The sequence below is a fragment of the Ensifer sp. 4252 genome (assembly GCF_050434565.1).
In the GTDB taxonomy this organism is placed as follows: domain Bacteria; phylum Pseudomonadota; class Alphaproteobacteria; order Rhizobiales; family Rhizobiaceae; genus Ensifer.
In genome coordinates, this window is record NZ_JBNDIU010000010.1 from 39,260 (window position 1) to 60,735 (window position 21,476).

Below are 21,476 nucleotides of genomic sequence, written 5' to 3' on the forward strand. Positions count from 1 at the left end.
CCTTCGGCTATCGCGGTTGCAATGCAAGCGTGGCGGTATCCGACTTTTATCGTGCAATTTATCCTTAATTCGCTCCGGAATTAAGGTGTTGCATTGCGGTGGCGTTTGGGGAGGCTGGCGGCTCCGATGGAGGTCGCGATCGCACACTGCCCGCAGGTGGCGGCACGAGCTGTTTCAGCGGATACGGATCAGGCGAAGCTCTTGCGGCGGCGAGCAGGGGCGGGCACGTCCTCGACCGCAGGAAGGCTTTCGAGCACGCGGCGGGCCGGCAGGATGGCGATGGCTTCGGTGCCTTCGCGCAGCTTAGAGCGCAGGATGAACTCGCCATTGTGCTTGGCAAGGATCGCCTGGACGATCGGCAGGCCGAGGCCGGTGCCCTGTTCGGCACTCTTGATGGCGATGGAACCTTGGCCGAAGGCCGAAAGCACGATCGGGATCTCCTCTTCGGGAATGCCCGGGCCATTGTCCTTGATCGAGAGATATTGACCGCCGCCGGCGGTCCAGCCGACCTTGACCGTGATCTCGCCGCCGGAGCTAGTGAACTTCACCGCATTCGACAGTAAATTCAGGATGACCTGGCGCATGGCCTTTTCGTCGACCCAGACGGCAGGCATGCCCTGCTCGAACTGCGCATGGATGCCAATCGTCTTGGCGCGAGCGCGAAGCTGAACCATGCCGATGCAATCGTCGGCGATATCGACAAGGCTGACGGCCTCCTCGTTGAGGTCGTAGCGGCCGGCTTCGATGCGCGACAGATCGAGGATCTCGTTGATCAGGTTCAGGAGATGTTCGCCCGAGCGGTGGATGTCGCTGGTGTATTCCTTGTAGGTCGGGTTGTTGAGCGGCCCGAGAACTTCGGTCGACATCACCTCGGAGAAGCCGAGGATGGCGTTGAGCGGCGTGCGCAGCTCGTGCGACATAGAGGCGAGGAAACGCGATTTGGCAAGATTTGCTTCCTCGGCGCGCCGGCGGGCTTCGTCCGACATCGATTTTGCCACTTCGAGCTCGGCGATCAGGTCGTCCTTCTCCGATTGCATCGACAGGATATGCACATTGGCGCGGTTCATGCGGTCGGTCATGAACACGAGGAAGAGCAGAGCCAGCGATATTACGCCGGTCAGGCCGACATGCACCGGGTCGCCGGTGGTCAGCGAGGAAAAGGCGAGAGCGGCGACAACAGGCAGGAAGGTATAGAGCAGGGCATTGCGCAGCAGGAAGGTGCCCATGGCGGTGGCGGCAAGCGCAATCAGCAGGCCCGTTCCTTCGAAGAAGCCGTAGCGGACATCGCCGCAGGTCGCACAGTCCTGCGTGACGAACGTCGCCCAGCAAAGGCCCATCAACAACTGGCCGATCAGGAAGCGGCGTCGCCACATCGGCACTTTGTCGGCAGCGATGTCCTCCTTGCGTGCCTTGCGCGCCAGGAAGACGGTGACGGCGTGAGCCGAGAGCGTCATGACGGCCCAGACGACGATGCTCAGATTGCCGGAAAGATAGATGCCGACGGCGGTGATGAGCGCGACCAGCAACGGCATGGCAATGGCACCATGCAAGGCGGAACCGATATAGAGATTGAGCATTTCGCGTTCGAAGCCGGAAGGGGCGGACGAACCGGTTTGCAGCCGTTCGCGCGTCGCGCGTACCGTCTTCGAAACAGCCTTGTTTCGATGGCTTCGCGACTTGTCGACGATGATCTTATCTGTCGAGGTGCTGACGGCGATACTCATGCTCATATATGCAAAGGTTACAGCTGGTTGCAGTCTAGGTGGCAATCCTTAAGAAGTTGCTGCTCAGGTGAAGGATTCGACAACCATTGTGGCGCGATCGTGTTTGGCTATCGCCTTGAGACGCGGAAAAACCAGGGATGCGGGCAAGTTGAGATCGGGCAGATCGAGATATCGGTTCACGGGTGGAGGCGGAAAGGGCGCGCCTGCCGGGCGCATGGGGACCATCGGCGGTTGGGGCCTCTTTCTGCTGCTCTGCGCCGGCGCCTATGTCGCCTCGCAGCTGCCGCCGCCAGAGCGGACCGTGACAGGAGAACTTTCGGGCATGGCGACCGCGAGCGATGGCGACAGCTTGCGCCTTAATGGCCGGCGCATACGCCTCGAAGGCATCGATGCACCCGAGATGGGCCAGACCTGCAGGCGCGACGGCGCGGAGTGGGACTGTGGGGCGGATGCCCGCAAGCGGCTGCGCGCCATGGTCTCGGGCAGCACGACGCTTTGTCGCCTGCATGGGCGCGACAAATATGGCCGCGATCTCGGCACCTGCGAAACCAATGGGCGAGACGTCGGGCGCGAGATGGTGGCGGCTGGCTATGCCGTCAGCTTCGGCCGTTATCAGAAGGAGGAGGCATCGGCGGAAAGGCAGAATGTCGGGCTTTGGGCTGGCGATTTCACTCGGCCACAGGCCTGGCGCCGCAGCAACGGCCATGCGGAGGAAGCGCCGCATGTGGTCGACGGCTGGCTGGATGCCGTCCGGCTTTGGCTGTTCGAGCAGCTCTCGGCGCTGTTTGCGAGGATCGGCGATGCATGAGGAGCAGGATGATCTTGGAGGGCTTCGCGCCGCCATCGCAGCCTGTCGACTCTGTCGCGATCAGCCGGCGCGCGGGCCGGAAGACCGTCTGCCACACGAGCCGCGACCGGTGGCCGTCATTTCCAGAGCCGCGCGAGTGCTGATCGCGGGCCAAGCGCCGGGGCTACGGGTGCATGAAAGCGGATTGCCCTTCAACGACGCCTCCGGCGACCGGCTGCGGCAATGGCTCGCTGTCGATCGCGAGGCCTTTTACAACAGGGACAAGCTGGCGATCGTGCCGATGGGGTTCTGCTTTCCCGGCTACGACGCCCATGGCAGCGATCTGCCGCCGCGCCGCGAATGCGCGCCCTTCTGGCGCACGACGGTGATGGAGGCGATGCCGCAGGTGGAGCTGGTGCTGGCCATCGGTCACTACGCCCAGCGCTGGCACATCGGGCCGGACTGTCCGAAATCGATGACGGAAACTGTTGCCGGCTGGCGTCGGTATGCCATGCGCAATGCCGTGCCTGCGATCCTGCCGTTGCCGCATCCAAGCTGGCGCAATACCGGCTGGCTGAGGCGCAATCCGTGGTTCGAAGCGGAGGTTTTGCCGTTTCTGCGCGAACGGATCAGGGTGTTGATTTCCTGAAAAATTATTCTTTATCTTTGCCGATTTCGCGCTATAGAAAGAAAAATAATTCGAGAGGGACATCATGGATCGTCTAGACCGCAAAATCCTGCGCCTGCTGCAGGAGGATTCCACGCTGGCTGTTGCCGACCTCGCCAAGAAGGTGGGCCTGTCGACCACACCTTGCTGGCGGCGCATCCAGAAGATGGAAGAGGACGGTGTTATCCGCCGCCGTGTGGCGCTGCTTGATCCGGTCAAGATCAACACCAAGGTGACCGTGTTCGTGTCGATCCGCACCAACACGCATTCCATCGAATGGCTACGGCGCTTCTCGGAAGTGGTCGGCGAATTCCCCGAAGTCGTCGAGTTCTACCGCATGAGCGGTGACGTCGACTATCTCCTGCGCGTCGTCGTCCCCGACATCGCCGCCTATGACGCCTTCTACAAGCGGCTGATCGCCAAGATCGAGATCCGCGACGTCTCCTCCGCCTTTGCCATGGAGCAGATCAAGTACACGACCGAGCTTCCGCTCGACTACATGATGATTGATCAGGCGAAATCCAGCGAGGATTGAGGCTACTGCATAATTCCTTAATCGGAATCGATTTAAGGGCAAAATTATGCAGCAACTCAATGTGTTACAGCGACCTTTGCGCGTCTAAATAGACGCGCGGCGCTGTAGGTGCCGGGCGGCGGTTAATGCCGCCCCATTGACCTGATTCCTCTCAGAATGTGTTGCGACCGTCGCTTCGTGGGTCGTCGTGCACCCGATGCGGCATGTAAAGATCGGCGCGAGCTGTTCGTCTCCACAGTCGCGCTGTGCGCTCCGGGTCAATCTCGATGTTGCCGACAGCGATCGCAGGAACGCCGTCGGACCCGCATTGCGCGAGCCATTGACCATCGGGTGCAGCTATTCCCGAGGGAACGGCGACACTTTGCGGCGCATGGGAGGAGTAACTGACCCAATATTTATTGCTCGCAGCATGTCCCAGCGCCTCTGCCGCGAAAGCTGGCGCGGCGGAAGGGCTCTCGCCTGTTGTCGAGAACAGAACGCAATCGACGTCCAATCTTTCGTATTCGCTGAATACTTCCGGATAGTGCGTTTCCATCCCGAGCGCGCAGCCGAAACGGACTCCATCAACCTCAAACGTCACCGGTATCTTGCCTGGGGAGTACATGAAGGAGATCTTCGTGTTCGACAGCATGCGCTCATCGTAGCGCGTCACCAGTTCTCCGCGATTGGAGACGACATAGAGGCAATTATGCGGGCGGTGCGGTGAGCTAAGTTGATGGGCCGAGCCAAACACCGTCCATATCTCAAGCTCTCTCGCCAGCTTGCTGGTTGCGTCCAGCTCCTCGCGCAGAACCGCCCATTCGAACCGGCTCCAATCGGAAATTCCGATTTCTCTGGGGCCGGTTTCAGACATGATGCGCTTGTTGGGCGAGCACGTTGCTCCTTCCGGGAAATGGATGAGCTGCGCTCCGGCGACGTGTGCGTCACGCATCAGGCGCCGCATTTCCATTCCGCTGGCTTGAAGTCCGGAAATATCGCGAGGGTCGTCGAAGAGCGACGTCTGCGCGACGGCCAACCGAACCGATTTGGCAGCGGGATGGCCAGGGATTGTTTGCCTGATGTGTCTTAGAGCCGATGTATAGGACTCGCCTGTTTTGGCTGCGCGAGCGCGGACACGACGTTTGAGATTTCCATTTTTGGTCATCGTCAGGGCCTTTCACGTCGCGGACGTCAGTTCCCCAGCAACCACGCCCGAGACGGTCGGACCAAGACAAGTAACCCGAGACAGAAGTCCCTTTGCCTCCGTTTAAGACCATGCTGGGGAGGGCCTTGGGAGGTTAGGCGCAGGTCACGCCACGGAAAGGATGGCGCTGCCACTGTGATTCGTCAACTTGTCGAAAATGCCAATCCGCTTCAGCGTTGCGCGCGATCCGCGCCGGCGTCGGTGAGGCCGAGCCTCGCCAACACCTTGTTGCTGCTCAGCTCTCGCACTGCATCCTTGCCGATCCATCTTGCCGCCCGGCTGGAACTCTGGGCGAGCTTATCTGCAAGCGCCAGCGCCGGTCCATGACAGGCGGCATTTCGCTTGCCGATCTGCCGCAGCGCCCAGTTGACGGCTTTCTTGACGAAGTTGCGTTCGTCCTCGGCGTGGCGCTCGATCAGCGGCAGCCAGGCAAGAAGGTGTGCGTCCGGCTCCTTCTTCAGATGCACCGCAGCGGTCGCGATCATCGCAAAGGCGATGCGGCGCACGAATTCGCGGGTGTCTGCCGCAAATTCCGGGATCAGCACCTGGTCGAAGCGGGCAGTGATAAAGACGTCGGCGACGGTGTCGACGACTTCCCAGGAATTGCAATCTGCAGCCCAGCGTCTCGCGTCATCGAGCATCAGCTTTTTCGGTTCGGCGGTGAAGGCGGCGAGAATCCGTGCCTCGCGGATACCGGACCGCCAGAGCTCGAGCGCACGGGGATGGTCGGTCTTCACCAACCGCGCGATGCGGCGGAGCTCGACATTCGACAATCCGAGGGCCGTCTCGGTGGCGATGCCAAACCGTGCCATGCCGGCGAGGTTTTCCTGCGAACGCTGCGCCCGCAGGTGCTCGATGATGTCGCCGGCACTCGAGGTCGGCGAAAGGTTCATTTTTCCAGCCTGGCGAGCAGGGAGGAGGTATCCCAGCGGTTTCCGCCCATGGCCTGGACGTCGCCGTAGAACTGGTCGACGAGGGCGGTCACGGGCAGCTTGGCACCGTTGCGGCGCGCTTCCGCCAGGACGATGTCGAGATCCTTACGCATCCAGTCGACGGCAAAGCCGAAATCATACTTGCCGGCATTCATCGTGTTGTGGCGGTTTTCCATCTGCCAGGAGCCGGCGGCGCCCTTGGAGATGACGTCGACGACCTTCTCGATATCGAGACCGGCCTTCTTGCCGAAGTGAATGCCTTCGGCAAGGCCCTGGACGAGGCCGGCAATGCAGATCTGGTTGATCATCTTGGTGATCTGGCCGGCGCCGGCCGGGCCCATCAGCCCGACCATGCGGGCAAAGGCCTCGATCACGGGCTTGGCGCGGTCGAAGGCAGGCTCGTCGCCGCCGCACATCACCGTCAGCGCGCCGTTTTCGGCACCGGCCTGACCGCCGGACACGGGCGCATCGACGAAATGGGCGCCGCGGGCCTTGGCCGCCTCGTAAAGTTCACGGGCGACTTCAGCCGAGGCGGTAGTGTTGTCAATGAAGATGGCGTCGGCCTTCAGCGTTTCGAAGGCGCCGTCCTTGCCTGTCGTGACCGAGCGCAGGTCGTCGTCGTTGCCGACGCAGGCGAAGACGAAATCGGCGCCGTCGGCCGCTTCCGCCGGCGTCTTGACTGCGCGTCCGCCGAACTCGGTGGCCCATTTTTCGGCCTTGGCGAAGGTGCGGTTATAGACCGTCAGTTCGTGTCCGCCACGTACCCTAAGGTGGCCGGCCATGGGGTAACCCATCACGCCGAGACCGATGAATGCGACCTTTGCCATTTCCAAAACACTCCCGATTGCTTTGGGTGAGGTTTAGCCGATGGCGCCGGTGCGGGAAAGGGGCGAGGGAACAAGTGGATGCCTGTTCCCTCGGAAGCTTTGTTGCTGCTTAAGGCTTGAACCGGGCGATCACGAGGTGGCCGGCGATCGGCTCGCCCTCTTCCAAACGCACGGTGATGTCGCCGACCTCGATCACTTCGAAGCCCGTCGCCGTCAGGCGTTCGCGCAGATAGGTCTCCGCATGGGCGAAGCGCTGGTGCGGGCCGACCATGAAGGGGTGACCGGCGAAGGCATCGGCCGGCAACGTTTCGCTCGAAAAGATGAACAGGCCGCCGGGCACGAGATTGTCAACGGCGCCGAAGAACAGCGCCTCGAGTGCGCCCATGTAGGGCAGAACGTCGGTTGCGACGATCAGGTCGAAGGGCTCGTCGTCGTTGTCGTCGAGAAAGTCCACCGCTTCGGCGACGTAGAGGGTCTCGTAGAGATCCTTCTCGTGGGCGATCTCGACCATGTTTTCGGATAGGTCGATGCCGGTGATGTCTTCCGCCATGTCGCGCAGTGCGCCGCCGGTCAGGCCTGTGCCGCAGCCAAGGTCAAGCACGCGGTTGAACGGACCGAGTTCGAGCGCCTGCAGACGTTGGCGCACGAGTAGCGGAACGCAGTAGCCAAGCTGCTCGACGAGCACGTTGTCGAACACATCGGCATGCTGGTCGAAGAGGGTGGCGACATAGGCGTCCGGCGCCTTCACCGGCGTTTCGCCCCGCCCCATCGAGGCGAGCCGCACGGAAGCGCCGCCATGATCCTCGGGATCGAGCGCCAGCACTTCGGCATAGGCATCGGCCGCGGCATCGAAGTTGCCGGATTTTTCCAGGGAGAGGGCGCGGTTGTAGGCTTCCGCCAGCGCTTCCTCGTCGATTTTCGTCGTGTTCTGGGTCATGCGCGCTTCTTACGTCCGAAGGCCGCTTTTGGCAATGCGCTGCAAGATGCGGCCCGCTGAGATCCTTGGGTTTCCGGGGCGCCGAAAGGCAAAAAACGACTACAGGTGGCGGGCGCGGGATTTATCCGGAGGGGGAAAGGGTTCATGATCGCAACAACAAGAAAAGACGGAGGAAATGCCGATGGCCGCCGAACTCAGTCCGCTGCTTGTGGGCACGGAAATCAAGGAGCCGAAGGGCCCGCCGCTGCCACAGACCTCGCAGGAGCAGATCAACGCCGTCGTGCACTATTATCGCGGCGAAATGGGGCGGATGGCCGGCTGGCGAGATCGCATCGACCGGACGTCCAACTGGGCGATTACCGTGGTCGCCGCCCTGCTGTCGGTATCGCTGTCGACGCCCAACTCCCATCACGGCGTGCTGTTGTTTGCCATGCTGCTGATCACGCTACTGCTTCTGATCGAGGCGCGGCGCTACCGTTTCTTCGACGTCTATCGTGCTCGGGTCCGCCAGCTCGAGCGCGGGTATTTCGCCCAGATCCTGGCGCCGGACGGAGCGCCGAACCTCAATTGGGCGGCGGCGATTGCCAAGAGCCTGCGCAAGCCGGCGTTCCTGATGAGCTACCGCGAGGCGTTGTGCCGTCGGCTGCAGCGCAATTATTGCTGGATGTACCTGATCCTGCTGCTTGCCTGGGCGCTCAAGATCTCGTCGCCGAAGATGTCGACCAATGGCGAGCCCTTCGGGCACGTGCGCTCCTGGATCGACGTGACTGAGAATGCAGCGCTCGGCCCGTTGCCGGGGTGGCCGGTCATCCTGGTGGTGGTGCTGTTCTACGCCGTGGTGCTTTACGGGTCGCTGCACAAGGAACCGGGCGAGGGCGAGCTTGCCCATGGCGAGGTTCATGTCTGACGTCCATAAGCGCCAAGGATGTGTGCATTTGTGGCTGTCTTCAGAATTTGTCGTTTGAGATTGCTGCTGCCGACTGCTTCTATCCGGTGAAGAAAAGCCGAACAGGAGCAACACTATGGCTGGCGAAAAAGTAGCGGTGATCACGGCGGGCGGTTCCGGCATGGGGGCGGTCGCGGCGCGGCGCATGGCGGCCGAAGGGTATCGCGTGGCGATCCTGTCGTCGTCGGGCAAGGGCGAAGCGCTGGCCAAGGAGCTCGGCGGTCTCGGCGTCACCGGCTCGAACCAGTCCAACGACGACCTGAAGCTTCTGGTGGACAAGGCCTATGATACCTGGGGCCGCGTCGACGCGCTGATCAACTCGGCCGGCCACGGCCCGCGCGCGCCGGTGCTGGAGCTGACCGACGAGGATTGGCACAAGGGTATGGAGGTCTATTTCCTCAACGCCGTTCGGCCGGCGCGATTGGTGACGCCGATCATGCGCGAGCAGAAGTCCGGCAGCATCGTCAACATCTCGACCTACGCGGCCTTCGAGCCCGATCCCTTGTTTCCGACGTCGGGTGTGTTCCGTTCGGGGCTTGCCGCGTTCACCAAGCTATTCTCGGATCAGTACGCCGCTGACAATATCCGCATGAACAACGTGCTTCCCGGCTTCATCGACAGCTTGCCGGAGACGGAAGAGCGGCGCAACCGCATCCCGATGAAGCGCTACGGCACGTCGGAGGAGGTGGCGGAACTGATCGCGCTTCTGGCGACCGACCGCGGCGCCTATATCACCGGCCAGAACATCCGCATCGACGGGGGCATTACCCGCTCGGTCTGATTGCGTCGTTCTCGACAGCGCCGCGCGTCAAGCATGACGTGCGGTGTAGCACTTTAATTGCACAATGCCCGCGCCGGATCGCATTCGGTTTATGGCGTTATGCAGTCGAGGGCGGGTTCAGTGCAGAATGAGTTCGCCCTTCAGTGCCCGCCATTCGGTGGCCGATATCAGCTTGCGATGCACGTAGCGGACCGAATGCAACGGACCGTCGAGCTTTTCCTGCCAGAATTTCAGGAAGCCGCGCATCTCCGGGAAATCCGGGGCAATGTCGTAGTGCTGCCAGATAAAGGTCTGCAGGAACGTCGGATGATCCGGCATGCGGTAAAGGATCTGGGCCGTGGTCATGCCGTAGCCCTTCAGCTGCAGTTCCATTTCGTTCGTCATATGAACCTCACTTCTCGCAAAGGTTGGTCTTTATGATGAAACGCTTGATTTATTAATCAAGTTCTAATATTTGCTTCAATATGAAACTTTAGGAATAACAATGGCTTGGCAGCACTCCATGAAGAGTGCTGCCAAGCCATTCTGTCTTAACTTGTCGAGATGAGGACTTCAGCGCTTGAGATGCCGCGTCAGCCGGTTTTCGAGCCACGCCCAGATATTGCGCAGCAGTTCCACCATCAGCAGATAGAGAATCGCCGCCCAGACATACATCTGGTAGTCGAAGGTGCGCGAAAACGCCCGGCGCGTTTCGCCCATCAGGTCGAACACGGTCACGATCGCAACGATGGCCGAACCCTTGATCATCAGGATGATCTCGTTGCCGTACGGGCGCAGCGCCACGATCATCGCCTGCGGCAGGATGATCTTGTAGAAGGCGATGCGGTCCGGCAGGCCGAGGGCGGCAGCACCTTCGCGCTGGCCGCGCGGCACGCTCTCGATCGCGCCGCGCAGGATCTCCGCCTGATAGGCAGCGGTGTTCAGTGTGAAGGTGAAGAGCGCGCAGTTCCAGGCCTCGCGGAAGAACCACCAGAGGCCGACGGATTCCAGTTGCGGGCGAAAGCTGCCGAGGCCGTAGTAGATCAGGAACAGCTGGGCGATCAGCGGCGTACCGCGGAAGAAGTAGACGTAGGCATAGGCAAGCCACGACCAGATCTTGTTCTTCGACATCCGGCCGAGTGCGACCGGCAGCGAAAGGATGGCGCCGAGCACGACCGAGCAGGCGACCAGCATCAGGGTGACGCCAAGGCCTGACAGAAAGCTCGGCCCGTACTTGGCGAATTTCGCCGGGTCCCAGCCGTTGACCACGGTTAGGAATATGCCGACGCCCAGGGCGAGCCAGATGCCAAGCGAGACGCTGCCGACAAAGCGCGCCAGCGTATAGGGCTTGGGCGGCGCCGGTGGCGGCGCTTGTGGCGCGATCATGGTTTCGACGAAGCTCATCGGCCCATCTCCGCGCGTTTGGTCCAGCGTTCAAGATTCGAGAAAACGATCGACGAAACCATAGCCAGGACGAGGAAGAGAATGCAGGCAAGGCCGAAGAATTCGAAGGCCTGCTTGGTGACGCGGGCGGCAATGCCGGTCTGGCGCAGGATGTCGGGGAGGCCGACCACCGAAACGAGCGCCGTATCTTTCAGCAGCGCCATCCAGAGATTGCCGAGGCCCGGCAGGGCGATGCGCACCAGCTGCGGCAGGATGATCAACCGCATGGTGCGCCCCCGATGGAGCCCGAGTGCAGCGCCCGCCTCGTACTGGCCATGCGGGATTGCCTTGAAGGCCGACAACAGGACTTCGGAGCAATAGGCAGAGAAGACCACGCCGAGCGCGATCATGCCGGCAAAGAAGGCATTGATCTCGACAGGCCCATCGTAGCCGAACGATGCCAGCAGCTGCTGCACCAGAATCTGCAGGCCGTAGTAGACGATGAACAGCGTCAACAGCTCGGGCAGGCCGCGGAAGATGGTGGTGTAGATGTTCGACGCGAGGCGGACCGTGCGCTCTTCGGACTGTTTACCGAGTGCTATGAAAAAGCCGATCAAAAGGCCGACGGGCAAGGTCGCAATGGCGAGGCTTGCGGTGACGACGAAGCCATAGGCGAGCTCGTCGCCCCAGCCAGCGTCGCCGCAGGCGAGGAGCGTACCGGGTGCCAGCCAGCGAAATACGCCGACGGGGCCGCACAATGGATCCACGATGGAGCCGATCCAGGCTAGGATCGAGTAAAAGCCGGCAAACAACCCGCTCATGTCAGAGAATTCCCCTTTGCGCTGTTCTTATGCATATGGATCGCGCTTATGTTTTAGGTTCTTGTCAAACAAAAACGGCGGAAGGGCAAGCCGTCCGCCGTTGCATTTTTTTCATCAACCAACGTTCTGCCGGCATGATTCACTAGGAAAACAGGCCGGAAGCTGTCGATCAGCTGCCATAAACGTCGAACGGGAAGTACTTTTCGTTGATTTCCTTGTACTTGCCGTTGGTGCGGATGGCTTCGATCGCCTTGTTGAACTTCTCGCGCAGCGCGTCGTCGCCCTTGCGCACGGCAATGCCGGCGCCTTCGCCGTTGATAACCGGGTCGACCGGCAGCGTGCCGAGCAGCTTGCAGCATGCGCCGTCAGCCGACTTCAGCCACTCCGAAAGCACGACGACGTCGTCGATCACGGCGTCGATGCGGCCGTTTACGATGTCGAGCTTGTACTCTTCAGAGGTCGGATAGAGCTTGATGTCCGCGCCCTTCATGTGCGCTTCGGCATAGTTGGAGTGCGTGGTCGAACCCTGCGCGCCGAGCGACTTGCCGGCAAGGGCTGCCTCGGTCGCTTCGGTGATCGGCGAATCCTTCGGCACCACGATCGCCGGCGGCGTGTTGTAGTACTTGTTGGTGAAGTCGACCTTTTCCTTGCGCTCGGCCGTGATCGACATGGACGCGATGATGGCGTCGAACTTCTTGGCGATCAGTGCCGGGATGATGCCGTCCCAGTCCTGCGTCACGAACGTGCATTCGACCTTCATCTCGACGCAAAGTGCCTTCGCGATGTCGACGTCAAAGCCGGTCAGCGTGCCGTCGGATTCGAGATTGTTGAAGGGCGGGTAGGCGCCTTCCGTGCCGATAACGACCTTTTCGCCATCTGCCATGGCCGAGCCGGCCATGAGCACGAAAACGGCAGCCGATGCGGCGGCTGCCAGCCGTCTGGAAATACGCATGATAGTCCTCTCTGTTGGCCGACATCCGGTTTTTTGTTCTTCACGGATGCCTATCTTGACCGGGGCGCTTGCCACCGGTTGCGGCGATATTCGTACGGTTTTCCCGCAAAAATCAACTGGAAAGCGACAACGCTCAACCGGAAAAGAATTTCGACCGGAGATTGCAGTTGCCATGATCTGAACGAACATGAACGGCGCGTTCAGCGGCGGTTAATCTTGCTTTGGCTAGCCCTAGTACGGGAACCGATCCGAGGTTCGGGCGTTGCGTTGGCGGCTCGTATGACGGGCAACACAAAAAAGCCGGAAGCTTGGATCAAGGCCCTTGAGAATTCGCGTCTGCCTTCTGTTTCCGAACCGGCTATCCGGTGGGTGACGGTGGCAGGCCAGGGACCTCCCAGGACGAGGAAGGAAGACAATGTCGATTCGATCCAGACTATTCGCAACCGTGGCGCTGCCGGTGCTCTCGGTGTCGCTTGCGGTGCAACCAGCCCTTGCCGACAGCCTGATGAAGCCGTTCGAAGTGGCGCAGGAAGGAAGCGGCCAGCCATCGGACGAAGAGCTTCTGCTGCAGCAGCGCCAGGCCGAAGAGCAGCAGCGCGCGGCGGAAGAACAACAGCGTGCCGCTGAAGAGCAGCAGCGTGCGGCGGAAGCCGAGGCGCAGCGCCAGCAGCAGGAACAGCAGGCTGCCGAGCAGCAGAGGGCGGCCGAAGAAGAGGCAGCACGCCAGGCCGCTGAACAGGAAAAGGCTGCAGAAGCGCAGAAGGCTGCAGAAGAGGAAGCCGCACGCCAACAGCAGGAACAGCAAGCGGCAGAGCAGCAGAAGGCGGCTGAAGAAGAAGCTGCCCGCCAGGCCGCCGAACAGGAAAAGGCTGCTGAGGCCCAGAAGGCTGCCGAAGAGGAAGCCGCCCGTCAGGCCGCAGAACAACAGAAGGCCGCCGAGCAGCAGAAGGCCGCTGAAGACGAAGCCGCCCGCCAGGCCGCCGAACAGGAAAAAGCCGCGGAAGCCCAGAAGGCCGCCGAGGGCGAAGCTCAGCAAAAGGCCGCCGAAGAGCAGAAGGCTGCGGAAGATGAGGCGGCCCGCCAGGCTGCCGAGCAGCAGAAGGCTGCAGAAGCGGAAGCTGCACGACAGGAGGCCAAGAAGGCGCAGCAGGGCGAATGCGTCGTTCCGGAAGGCCAGGACGCATCCACCGCCTGCCCACCGGCTGGCGGCGAAGCGACGACCGGCCAGCAGCCGGCAACCGAAGGTCAGAATGCCGGTGAACAGCCGCCGGTAACAGACGAACAGAAGGCGGGCGAACAGCAGCCGGCAACCGACGGGCAGAACACCGGCGAAGCCGTAGCGCCCGCCGTCGAGCCGCAGACCGAACCGCAGACGGGCGAGGGGCAGCCGGCTCCGGGCACCGAGCAGCCGGCGACGGCTGAACAGCAGCCGCAGATCCAGCCTGTACCGGAAGTCGTCGAGACTCGCACCGAGGAAGAAAAGCAGAAGATCGCCGACGATCCGGCAGCCAGCGACGAAACTGTGGTGCTGCCGGTTGAAAACGGTGCTGCTGTGCTCGACAGCGACAAGGACGCCGACAATGCCGGCGGCAATAAATCCCGTGAGGACCGCCAGAAGCTGCGTGAAGAACTGCGCGCACAGGAGGAAGCAGCTCCGCCGCCGACCGACGACGCTTCTTCCCAGGCGCAGATGTCGGCCGAAATCCAGGCTGACTTGCCGCAGAAGATCGAGGCGAACCTGACTGAAAAGGGTACTCGCGTCGAGGAAGTGCCGGTGTTCGCCGTTCCCGAGACGACCAACATCGTCAACAACACCATCGTCAACAACACGGTGATCAACAACAACACGACCGTCAACAACGTGACGAACAACATCACCAATGTGGAGGTGGTGCAGGAGATCGACAACCGCGTCATCCTCGGCGTTGGCGATCAGATCTTCGTTCGCGGCGACGATCGTCCGCGCCTTCGTCGCGATGCGGAAGAGACTTTCTACGACCAGCTGCCGCGCGGCCGTACCCGCGAAACCATCGTTCGTCCCGGCGGCTACCAGATCGTCACGGTCTACAACCGCTACGGCGACATCCTGCAGCGTTCGCGTGTCGATCGTGACGGCAACGAGTACCTGATGATCTACGCGCCCGAGCGTGACGAGGGTCCGCGTCCGGCGATCATCGACGTCGGCTACGAGCTGCCGCCGATGCGCCTGCGCATCCCGGTTCGCGAATATATCGCCGATGTTTCGGAAGATCCGGACCGCGACTACTACGACTTCCTGGCCGAGCCGCCAGTGGAGCGCGTAGAGCGCGTCTACACGATCGACGAGGTCCGTCACTCGGCACGCCTGCGTGACAAGGTCCGCCGTATCGACCTCGACACCATCACCTTCCCGACGGGCAGTGCCGAAGTGTCGATGTCGCAGGCAAAGACCATGCGCAGCGTTGCCGCCGCCATGGAGAAGGTGCTGGCCAAGGATCCGGGTGAAACCTTCTTCATCGAAGGTCATACGGACGCTGTCGGCTCCGACCGCTCGAACCTGGTGCTTTCGGACCAGCGCGCTGAATCGGTTGCTTCGCTCTTGACCGAGGTCTACGGCATTCCTGCCGAAAACCTGGTGACGCAGGGCTATGGCGAGCGCTTCCTGAAAGTCCGCACCGAGGTCGCCGAGCAGCAGAACCGCCGCGTTACCATCCGCCGCGTGACGCCGCTCGTTCGCCCGGTCGCCCAGCGCTGATCAAGCCTCGGGCATGACCGCCCGCGTAAATCTTGCGAAACCCGCCTGTCAAAGGGCGGGTTTCTGCCGTTTCCTGTTTCATTCTTCTTTCCGGATTGCCATGAAAACCGCAGCTCTTCTCATTGCCTCTCTTGTCCTGTTTGCCCAGTCCGCGCAGGCGGCACCTGCGCTTGTCGAGCCGGACCTGCGGCTTCCGAGCAATCCCTTGGGCAAGGACCAGCCGCCGCGCGTGGCGTTGACGCTTGACGCCTGCAGCGGCGCAACCGACATGCGCATCCTCGGCACGCTAATCGAGAACCGCATTCCGGCGACGATCTTCGTGACGGCGCGCTGGTTGAAGCGCAACGGGCTGGTGGTCGAGGTGATGAAGGCCCATCCGGATCTCTTCGAGATCGAGGATCACGGCGCCATGCATTTGCCGCCGATCGACATCAAGGTTTCCGTCTAGGGACTGGCGGCCGCAGGCTCGAGCGCAGCCGTTGCGGCCGAGGTCGACGGTGGGGCGGCGGCGATCAAGGCGCATGGCCTTGCCGCACCGCGCTGGTTCCGCGGCGCGACGGCGAAATACAACCATACCTCGATGAGCCAGATCCGCGAGATGGGCTACCGCATCGCCGGTTATTCCGTAAACGGCGACGGCGGCTCGCTGCTCGGGGCGGCCATGGCCGAGAAGCGCATCCGCAACGCCCGGGACGGCGACGTCATCATCGCCCATATCAATCAGCCGACGCACGCCGCCGGCGCCGGTGTCGCGCGCGGCATTCTCGACCTGAAAGCCAAGGGCTACAGTTTCGTGCGCCTCAACGATATTCCCGATGAAATGACCGTCGGCTCCACCAACTGACGCCGGTCAACCCTTTCATCGCCGCTTCGGGCGGGCAATCGTGTGTTTGGCTCGCCCAGCATTCCCTTCGACGCGCATTGGAAGAGGTGACACTCGGCCTCTCGGAATGGCGCGCCGGCGTTAGCTGGCGCCGCTGTTGCGTTGCAGGCCAGTCATGCGCTCAACAAAATCGGCAATTGCATTCGTGTCGTCGAGATCGAACACGGGCAGTTCCGTGTCTTCAACCGGGTGATCGGCGGCGATGGCACAGATATGCGGATCGCTCGGTGCCAAAGGTTCACGGTTGACTGATTCCTGGCGGCGGGCCTCGACCTTCGGTATCGGCTCGCGCTTGTAGCCTTCGACCAGGACCAGATCGCAGGGAGCAAGTCGTGCGATGATTTCCTCGAAACTTGGTTCCGGCCCGCCACGCAATTCGTGCATGATCGCAAAGCGCGTGCCCGAAACAATGGTGACTTCGTGGGCGCCTGCCTCCCGGTGGCGGTAGCTGTCGGCGCCCACCTTGTCGATGTCGAAGTCATGATGAGCGTGCTTGACGGTCGAGACGACGAAGCCGCGCCGTGTCAGTTCGCTGACAAGCCGGACCATCAGCCCAGTCTTGCCGGAGTTCTTCCAGCCGGCAATGCCGAAGATTTTCGTCGCAGTCATGCAGCATTCTCCCCAAGGATGCGCAGCCATTTTTCGGCCTGCAGCAGATCATCCGGTGTGTTGATGTTGAAGAAGGGGTCGAACACTCCACTGGTCGTCGTCGTCATCGGGAAATCGACCGTGACGTTCGGATGGCGCTCGATGAAGGCGCGCACGCGACGTTTTGGGTCGGTCGTGATCCAGTGTTCCAGGTCATCGGCGAGCGCGACCGGCCATAGGGCAAAAAGCGGGTGCAGTGCGCCATCGCATGACGCAACGGCAATCTGCTCGTGTCCCGTCATCGCATCGGCCAGGCGTTGGGTGAGGTCGTGCGGGAAGAAGGGTGTGTCCGTTGGAACGATGAGGACATGCGATGCCGCTGGAGTGGTCGCGACCGCGTGGCGCATTGCCGTCAAAACACCGGCGAGCGGACCGAGAAAGCCGGGCACGGTATCGGCGATGACTGGATGCCCGTCGATCGCTATCTGCTCGGCTGCGCCGTTGAGATTGATAGTAACGCTTGCGACCTGAGGCTGGAGCCTGCCGACAATCCGCGACAGCATCGTCTTTCCGCCGAGGCTCAACCCGGATTTCGGCTGGCCCATGCGGCGCGAAAGGCCGCCTGCAAGAATGACGGCCGGCCACAATGGGTGTCTCGCATCTGAGGTCTTGACTGTTGGCATCGCGGTTTCGTCGTTCCTATTCGAGAGGCCCGGTCAGAGAGCTTTGGGCGACCGGGTTCTTGCCGCGCCGGCTCTCGCGATAGAAAGTGTAGAGGCCCGAGCCGATGATGACGGCAACACCAGCCAGCATCCATGCATCGGGCTTTTCCGAGAAGAAGAAAATGCCGATCGCGATCGCAAACAGCAGGCTGGTGTAACGGAAGGGCGCGATAACGGAGATATCGCCTTCGCGCATGGCAAGCACGATCGTCTGATATCCGATCATCAGAAGCAGGCTGGCGGCAGCGATGTGTGCGAACGTGGTCGAGGACATCGACTGCCAGCCGCCAAGCGGCACGATCAGTGCCGCGCCGACCAAGGTCGTCACAAGCGCGGTTGTCACGGTTATGTAGAGCGAGGGAATGTCGTGGTCGATGCGGCGGGTGCAGAGATCGCGCGTGGCTGTGCAGAAGACGCAGGCGACGACCGTGAGCGCGGCCGGTGTAAAGCCTTCCGGCCCCGGGCGAAGCACGATCAGCACACCGATGAACCCGGCGAAGATGGCGGTCCAGCGCCGCCAGCCGACCGGCTCGCCGAGGAACACGGCCGCGCCGAGTGTCACGGCCAGCGGCAGCGCTTGCATGATCGCCGATGCGTTGGCGAGCGGAATCTGGCCGAGCGCGGAGATATAGGTGATTGACGCCAAAGCCTCCATGACGATGCGCAAGATGATCACCGGTTTCATGATGGTGCGAAGCGGGCGAAATGCCCGGAAATGCCTGGCGATAACAATGACCATCAAGGTGGTCAGCAGCCCACGCACGAAGATGATCTGGCCGACATTCATTGCGCCGGTCACCGATTTCACCAATGCGTCGTTGCAGGAGAAAACGACCATTGCCAGGCACATGAAGACGATGCCGCGGAAATTGCTGGAGGTTTGCATGCTGGCTGTCCTGCGGCGCCGGATCGGGCGGGAGCCTGACGGCGGATGGGAAAGGCGAATCCGTTGCCGGATCTCGCATACCGTTTAAGCATCGGCCGCCATTTTGTGCAAACACCAACCCGCTGGCCGGCGTTTTTTCTTCCATCGCAAGTAGAGCTTCCCGCCACTGGTGAGATCAACCTGGATGAAGACTGTTCCCGTCGCAGAAAGCGTGGTGCCTTGGGCCGGTTTCTATTCGCGGAATCTTAAGCTTCGCTGCCTATCGTCTCGATGATTCCGCTTCCAATCGCATGACGCGATCGGTGGATGGCGTGCGCCGGAACCTTGGCGGCGTGCCATTCCAGAGGTGTCGGTCGGTGCCCGGGAGGTGCTTCCGCCGATATTTCACCCGTGCTTCCAGTAAGAAGAAGCCACCGCGCGGACATGTCTCTCATAAGAATAATCTGGGGTCCGCAATGTCTTTCATCGATCGTCTACTACAGCGACTGCGCATCGTCACAAAGGTTCTGCTCTTCGTGGTTCCTCTGGTGGCCCTGATCGCGGGTATCGGCCTCATCGGCTTCTTCACGGCGCGAACGCTCAACGGCCACATGACCGTGACGCGCGAAACCATCAACAATCTCTCGGATTTCCAGGCGCTGCGCAGCGCACTCCAGGGTTTTGCCGATGCGCCGAGCGAGGAAGCGAGAGCGGCGCTGACCGCCCAGATCGACGAGCAGGAAAGCGGCGTCCGTTCGCTTGATAGTCTGCTGACGCGCGAAGCGGACAAGTCGGAGATCGCATCGGTGCTGTCGCTCGGTGAATCCATGCGCGCCCAGACCGAAAAGCTCTGGTCGATCAAGGTCGAGCAGGATCAGGTGACGGCTTCGCTCGAGGCGGCGCTGACCGACATGACGGCGCAGGGCAACAGCGCCTACAAGCAGATCGACATCATCCGCAAGGAATCGGGTGAGAAGGAAGCCTTCGCCAAGGCACTGCTCTTCGATGCCGCCGCCTATCAGGGGATCGCCGAGCGGATCAAGAAATTCCGCCTGCCGGTGACGATGGCGGCAAGCGCGGACGCCAAGATCGATCAGGCGGGCAAGCTGCTGCCGCACCTCATCAAACAGATCGAGGATGCCGAGCAGATTGCCTCCGAGAAGGTTCAGAAGCCGATTGCCGAGCTGAAGGATCTGGCGCTGAAGGTCCAGGCGATCCTTGCAGGTGCTGATGATAGCGAAACCAAGAAGAACGCGCTTGTTCCGATCCTCAGCAAATTCTCGAAATACGAGGCCGACTTTGCCAAGGAGGCGGCCAAGAACTCAGACACGGCCGCCAAGCGCTTTGTCGGCATGGATAGCGAGATCTCGCAGCTGAAGACGCTGATTTCGCTGATGGGCGACACCTTCAAGGGGCTCGACAGCACGCGGCTGCATATCAGCGAGCTTCATCGCAAGCTCGACGCGGAAAGCCGCGATCTGGTGATGGCCGATATTCAGGCCGTTCGCGACAGCGCGGCGAAACTGTCGGAGCTTGGTGGCAAAAACGCCGCCCTGCGCGACCTGCCGGCCAAGCTCAAGCCTTCGCTTGACAACATCGACAAGGACACGGCCGCCCTGATCGACGTCGGCGGGCGCTGGCAGGAAGCCAAGGTCGCCGCCTCGACGCTGGTTGCCGGCGCGAGCGCGACGCTCGAAAGCTTCGTCAGCAGTGCCCAGGAGGCGGGCAAGGTCGACAGCCAACGTTCGGCTGACATGTCGATCGTGGCGATGGTGGCCGGAACGCTGCTTGCAATCATCGGCGGCCTGATGCTGGTCGAGACCCTGCGCGGCCCGTTGAAGCGGGTGACGGAGACGATGACCCGGCTTGCCAATGGCGATCTCGACGTAGCGATCGAAGGCCGCAACCGCGGCGACGAGATCGGTGACATGGTGCGCTCGGTGGCGGTGTTCCGCGACAACGCGGTCGAAAACGTCCGGTTGGGACGCGAGGCGGAAGCCGCCCGCAATCTTTCGGCGGAAGAGGAAGCCCGCCGGGCCGAAGAACGCGCCCGCATCGAGGCCGAACAGATGCAGGCGCTGAACGCGCTTTCGGACGTGCTGGCGGAACTTGCCGCCGGCAATCTCGAAGAAGGCATGGCGGAAGACCTGCCGGCCGACTACGTGATCATGGCGCGCACCTACAACAACGCTGTCGAGGCGCTGCGCGCCACGCTCAGCGACGTGCGCATGGTGACTGGCGAGATCACCGGCGGCACCAGCAACCTCTCGGCGTCTGCCGACGACCTGGCGCGACGGACGGAACAGCAGGCGGCAGCGCTCGAGGAAAGCTCGCGTGCCCTGCGCCAGCTGACCGAGATCGTTCGCTCGACGGCGGAGAGCGCCCGCAAGACCACGGTCTCGGTCGACGAGACCAATTCCTATGCCAAGCATTCCGGCCAGGTTGTCGCCAAGGCGATCGACGCGATGGCGGAGATCAACCGCTCGTCGGAGAAGATCAGCACGATCATCAGCGTCATCGACGAGATCGCCTTCCAGACGAACCTCCTGGCGCTGAATGCCGGCGTTGAAGCAGCCCGGGCAGGCGAGGCGGGTCGCGGCTTTGCCGTCGTCGCGCAAGAGGTACGGGAACTCGCCCAGCGTTGCGCCGGAGCGGCGCGCGAGATCAAGGGGCTGATTTCCGACAGTTCGGCACAGGTGCGAAGCGGCGTGGCGCTGGTGCAGGAGACCGGCGATGCGCTTGCCGTCATCAACAGCCATATAGGCACCATTCATCAACTCGTCAGCAACATCGAAGCTGCAGCCGCCGACCAGTATACCGGCCTCAACGAGGTCAACTCGGCGGTCCACGAGGTCGAGCTGATCACCCAGCAGAATGCGGCCATGGTGGAGGAAAACACCGCCGAGATTCACGGTCTGCGCCGCCAGGTCGAGGCGCTCAACGAAAAGATCGAACGTTTCAAGACCGGCACGTCGGCGGTCGCCAGCAAGGCTTATGGCCGTGGCTATGGGGCGCACTACGCGGCTTGAGTTGGTGGCGCTAGGGTGTACCAGTTGCCCCTCACCCTAACCCTCTCCCCGCTTGCGGGGGAGAGGGGACGTGCCACGCGATGGGTCTTCGACGGTGTCCATTGTCGTGGCCAAGCTTGGCGTATCGGTTGTAACAATCCTTATCATTCGCCAACCACAGTGCATTGTTCAGTGCCCGAAGCGCGAGGCATTTCAGGCGCG

The 21,476-nt window shown here is 61.9% G+C and carries 19 protein-coding genes and 1 pseudogene; 8 read left to right on the top strand and 12 right to left on the bottom strand.

The window, feature by feature from the left end; all coding sequences use genetic code 11:
• Positions 1–188: 188 nt before the first annotated feature.
• On the bottom strand, positions 189–1,724 hold the full coding sequence (locus tag ABIE33_RS19135) for a sensor histidine kinase (RefSeq protein WP_429128071.1): 1,536 nt from the start codon (positions 1,722–1,724) through the stop codon (positions 189–191).
• Positions 1,725–1,872: 148 nt separating this feature from the next.
• Here ABIE33_RS19135 and ABIE33_RS19140 point away from each other — a divergent pair, with 148 nt between their 5' ends.
• The 3 genes from ABIE33_RS19140 (at position 1,873) to ABIE33_RS19150 (ending at position 3,713) form a co-directional block, all read left to right on the top strand.
• Positions 1,873–2,532 carry a thermonuclease family protein gene (locus ABIE33_RS19140; RefSeq protein ID WP_429128074.1) on the top strand — a complete coding sequence of 220 codons (660 nt, stop codon included), beginning with the start codon at positions 1,873–1,875 and terminating at the stop codon, positions 2,530–2,532.
• Positions 2,525–3,160, top strand: a complete 636-nt coding sequence (locus ABIE33_RS19145; RefSeq protein WP_429128077.1) for a uracil-DNA glycosylase family protein — start codon at positions 2,525–2,527, stop codon at positions 3,158–3,160. The genes ABIE33_RS19140 and ABIE33_RS19145 overlap by 8 nt, the downstream gene beginning before the upstream one ends.
• Positions 3,161–3,224: 64 nt before the next feature.
• Positions 3,225–3,713, top strand: a complete 489-nt coding sequence (locus ABIE33_RS19150) for an Lrp/AsnC family transcriptional regulator (RefSeq protein WP_025427268.1) — start codon at positions 3,225–3,227, stop codon at positions 3,711–3,713.
• 151 nt (positions 3,714–3,864) lie between these two features.
• Here ABIE33_RS19150 and ABIE33_RS19155 read toward each other — a convergent pair whose 3' ends face one another.
• The 4 genes from ABIE33_RS19155 to ABIE33_RS19170 form a co-directional block, all read right to left on the bottom strand.
• Entirely contained in the window at positions 3,865–4,857 is a 993-nt protein-coding gene (locus ABIE33_RS19155) for a carbon-nitrogen hydrolase family protein (protein ID WP_429128080.1), read from the bottom strand.
• 209 nt (positions 4,858–5,066) lie between these two features.
• Entirely contained in the window at positions 5,067–5,789 is a 723-nt protein-coding gene (locus ABIE33_RS19160; protein ID WP_429128083.1) for a DNA alkylation repair protein, read from the bottom strand.
• Positions 5,786–6,655 carry an NAD(P)-dependent oxidoreductase gene (locus tag ABIE33_RS19165; protein WP_429128086.1) on the bottom strand — a complete coding sequence of 290 codons (870 nt, stop codon included), beginning with the start codon at positions 6,653–6,655 and terminating at the stop codon, positions 5,786–5,788. Before ABIE33_RS19165 ends, ABIE33_RS19160 begins: the two co-directional genes overlap by 4 nt.
• A gap of 109 nt (positions 6,656–6,764) precedes the next feature.
• Entirely contained in the window at positions 6,765–7,592 is an 828-nt protein-coding gene (locus tag ABIE33_RS19170) for a methyltransferase (protein WP_429128089.1), read from the bottom strand.
• Between the two features lie 181 nt (positions 7,593–7,773).
• Here ABIE33_RS19170 and ABIE33_RS19175 point away from each other — a divergent pair, with 181 nt between their 5' ends.
• Entirely contained in the window at positions 7,774–8,499 is a 726-nt protein-coding gene (locus ABIE33_RS19175) for a DUF2270 domain-containing protein (protein WP_429128091.1), read from the top strand.
• A gap of 115 nt (positions 8,500–8,614) precedes the next feature.
• On the top strand, positions 8,615–9,319 hold the full coding sequence (locus ABIE33_RS19180) for an SDR family oxidoreductase (RefSeq protein WP_429128094.1): 705 nt from the start codon (positions 8,615–8,617) through the stop codon (positions 9,317–9,319).
• A 117-nt stretch (positions 9,320–9,436) separates the two neighbouring features.
• Here the strand turns inward: ABIE33_RS19180 and ABIE33_RS19185 are convergent, their stop codons facing one another.
• From ABIE33_RS19185 to ABIE33_RS19200, 4 genes are all read right to left on the bottom strand, one after another.
• Entirely contained in the window at positions 9,437–9,703 is a 267-nt protein-coding gene (locus ABIE33_RS19185) for an usg protein (protein ID WP_429128096.1), read from the bottom strand.
• A 168-nt stretch (positions 9,704–9,871) separates the two neighbouring features.
• On the bottom strand, positions 9,872–10,702 hold the full coding sequence (locus tag ABIE33_RS19190) for an ABC transporter permease (RefSeq protein WP_429128099.1): 831 nt from the start codon (positions 10,700–10,702) through the stop codon (positions 9,872–9,874).
• Entirely contained in the window at positions 10,699–11,502 is an 804-nt protein-coding gene (locus tag ABIE33_RS19195; protein ID WP_429128103.1) for an ABC transporter permease, read from the bottom strand. Before ABIE33_RS19195 ends, ABIE33_RS19190 begins: the two co-directional genes overlap by 4 nt.
• Before the next feature lie 169 nt (positions 11,503–11,671).
• Positions 11,672–12,454, bottom strand: coding sequence for an ABC transporter substrate-binding protein (locus tag ABIE33_RS19200; protein WP_429128106.1), 783 nt, complete (start codon positions 12,452–12,454; stop codon positions 11,672–11,674).
• Between the two features lie 415 nt (positions 12,455–12,869).
• On the opposite strand from ABIE33_RS19200, the gene ABIE33_RS19205 reads away from it, so the two are divergent.
• Together ABIE33_RS19205 and ABIE33_RS19210 are read left to right on the top strand one after the other, a co-directional pair.
• On the top strand, positions 12,870–15,188 hold the full coding sequence (locus ABIE33_RS19205; RefSeq protein WP_429128108.1) for an OmpA family protein: 2,319 nt from the start codon (positions 12,870–12,872) through the stop codon (positions 15,186–15,188).
• Between the two features lie 100 nt (positions 15,189–15,288).
• Positions 15,289–16,032, top strand: a pseudogene (locus tag ABIE33_RS19210) (polysaccharide deacetylase family protein).
• 120 nt (positions 16,033–16,152) lie between these two features.
• Here the strand turns inward: ABIE33_RS19210 and mobB are convergent.
• From mobB to ABIE33_RS19225, 3 genes are read right to left on the bottom strand one after another with little or no spacing between them, the layout of a single operon-like run.
• A complete protein-coding gene (mobB, locus tag ABIE33_RS19215; protein ID WP_429128111.1) occupies positions 16,153–16,680 on the bottom strand; it encodes a molybdopterin-guanine dinucleotide biosynthesis protein B in 528 nt (175 codons plus the stop codon).
• Entirely contained in the window at positions 16,677–17,342 is a 666-nt protein-coding gene (gene mobA, locus ABIE33_RS19220; protein WP_429128114.1) for a molybdenum cofactor guanylyltransferase MobA, read from the bottom strand. Before mobA ends, mobB begins: the two co-directional genes overlap by 4 nt.
• Positions 17,343–17,358: 16 nt before the next feature.
• A complete protein-coding gene (locus ABIE33_RS19225) occupies positions 17,359–18,267 on the bottom strand; it encodes a DMT family transporter (protein ID WP_429128117.1) in 909 nt (302 codons plus the stop codon).
• Between the two features lie 455 nt (positions 18,268–18,722).
• Between ABIE33_RS19225 and ABIE33_RS19230 the strand changes: the two genes are divergently transcribed.
• Complete coding sequence (locus ABIE33_RS19230; protein WP_429128119.1) at positions 18,723–21,275, top strand: methyl-accepting chemotaxis protein; 2,553 nt, start codon at positions 18,723–18,725, stop codon at positions 21,273–21,275.
• The last annotated feature ends 201 nt before the right edge of the window (positions 21,276–21,476 follow it).

What these genes read in the sequence shown, in the direction of transcription:
- ABIE33_RS19155 (WP_429128080.1), bottom strand. Translation starts at nt 4,857, where the DNA reads ATGACCAAAAATGGAAATCTCAAACGTCGTGTCCGCGCTCGCGCAGCC.
- mobA (WP_429128114.1), bottom strand. Translation starts at nt 17,342, where the DNA reads ATGCCAACAGTCAAGACCTCAGATGCGAGACACCCATTGTGGCCGGCC.
- ABIE33_RS19200 (WP_429128106.1), bottom strand. Translation starts at nt 12,454, where the DNA reads ATGCGTATTTCCAGACGGCTGGCAGCCGCCGCATCGGCTGCCGTTTTC.
- ABIE33_RS19170 (WP_429128089.1), bottom strand. Translation starts at nt 7,592, where the DNA reads ATGACCCAGAACACGACGAAAATCGACGAGGAAGCGCTGGCGGAAGCC.
- ABIE33_RS19135 (WP_429128071.1), bottom strand. Translation starts at nt 1,724, where the DNA reads ATGAGTATCGCCGTCAGCACCTCGACAGATAAGATCATCGTCGACAAG.
- ABIE33_RS19225 (WP_429128117.1), bottom strand. Translation starts at nt 18,267, where the DNA reads ATGCAAACCTCCAGCAATTTCCGCGGCATCGTCTTCATGTGCCTGGCA.
- ABIE33_RS19205 (WP_429128108.1), top strand. Translation starts at nt 12,870, where the DNA reads ATGTCGATTCGATCCAGACTATTCGCAACCGTGGCGCTGCCGGTGCTC.
- ABIE33_RS19160 (WP_429128083.1), bottom strand. Translation starts at nt 5,789, where the DNA reads ATGAACCTTTCGCCGACCTCGAGTGCCGGCGACATCATCGAGCACCTG.
- ABIE33_RS19165 (WP_429128086.1), bottom strand. Translation starts at nt 6,655, where the DNA reads ATGGCAAAGGTCGCATTCATCGGTCTCGGCGTGATGGGTTACCCCATG.
- ABIE33_RS19185 (WP_429128096.1), bottom strand. Translation starts at nt 9,703, where the DNA reads ATGACGAACGAAATGGAACTGCAGCTGAAGGGCTACGGCATGACCACG.
- ABIE33_RS19175 (WP_429128091.1), top strand. Translation starts at nt 7,774, where the DNA reads ATGGCCGCCGAACTCAGTCCGCTGCTTGTGGGCACGGAAATCAAGGAG.
- ABIE33_RS19180 (WP_429128094.1), top strand. Translation starts at nt 8,615, where the DNA reads ATGGCTGGCGAAAAAGTAGCGGTGATCACGGCGGGCGGTTCCGGCATG.
- ABIE33_RS19195 (WP_429128103.1), bottom strand. Translation starts at nt 11,502, where the DNA reads ATGAGCGGGTTGTTTGCCGGCTTTTACTCGATCCTAGCCTGGATCGGC.
- ABIE33_RS19150 (WP_025427268.1), top strand. Translation starts at nt 3,225, where the DNA reads ATGGATCGTCTAGACCGCAAAATCCTGCGCCTGCTGCAGGAGGATTCC.
- ABIE33_RS19230 (WP_429128119.1), top strand. Translation starts at nt 18,723, where the DNA reads ATGTCTTTCATCGATCGTCTACTACAGCGACTGCGCATCGTCACAAAG.
- ABIE33_RS19145 (WP_429128077.1), top strand. Translation starts at nt 2,525, where the DNA reads ATGCATGAGGAGCAGGATGATCTTGGAGGGCTTCGCGCCGCCATCGCA.
- ABIE33_RS19190 (WP_429128099.1), bottom strand. Translation starts at nt 10,702, where the DNA reads ATGAGCTTCGTCGAAACCATGATCGCGCCACAAGCGCCGCCACCGGCG.
- mobB (WP_429128111.1), bottom strand. Translation starts at nt 16,680, where the DNA reads ATGACTGCGACGAAAATCTTCGGCATTGCCGGCTGGAAGAACTCCGGC.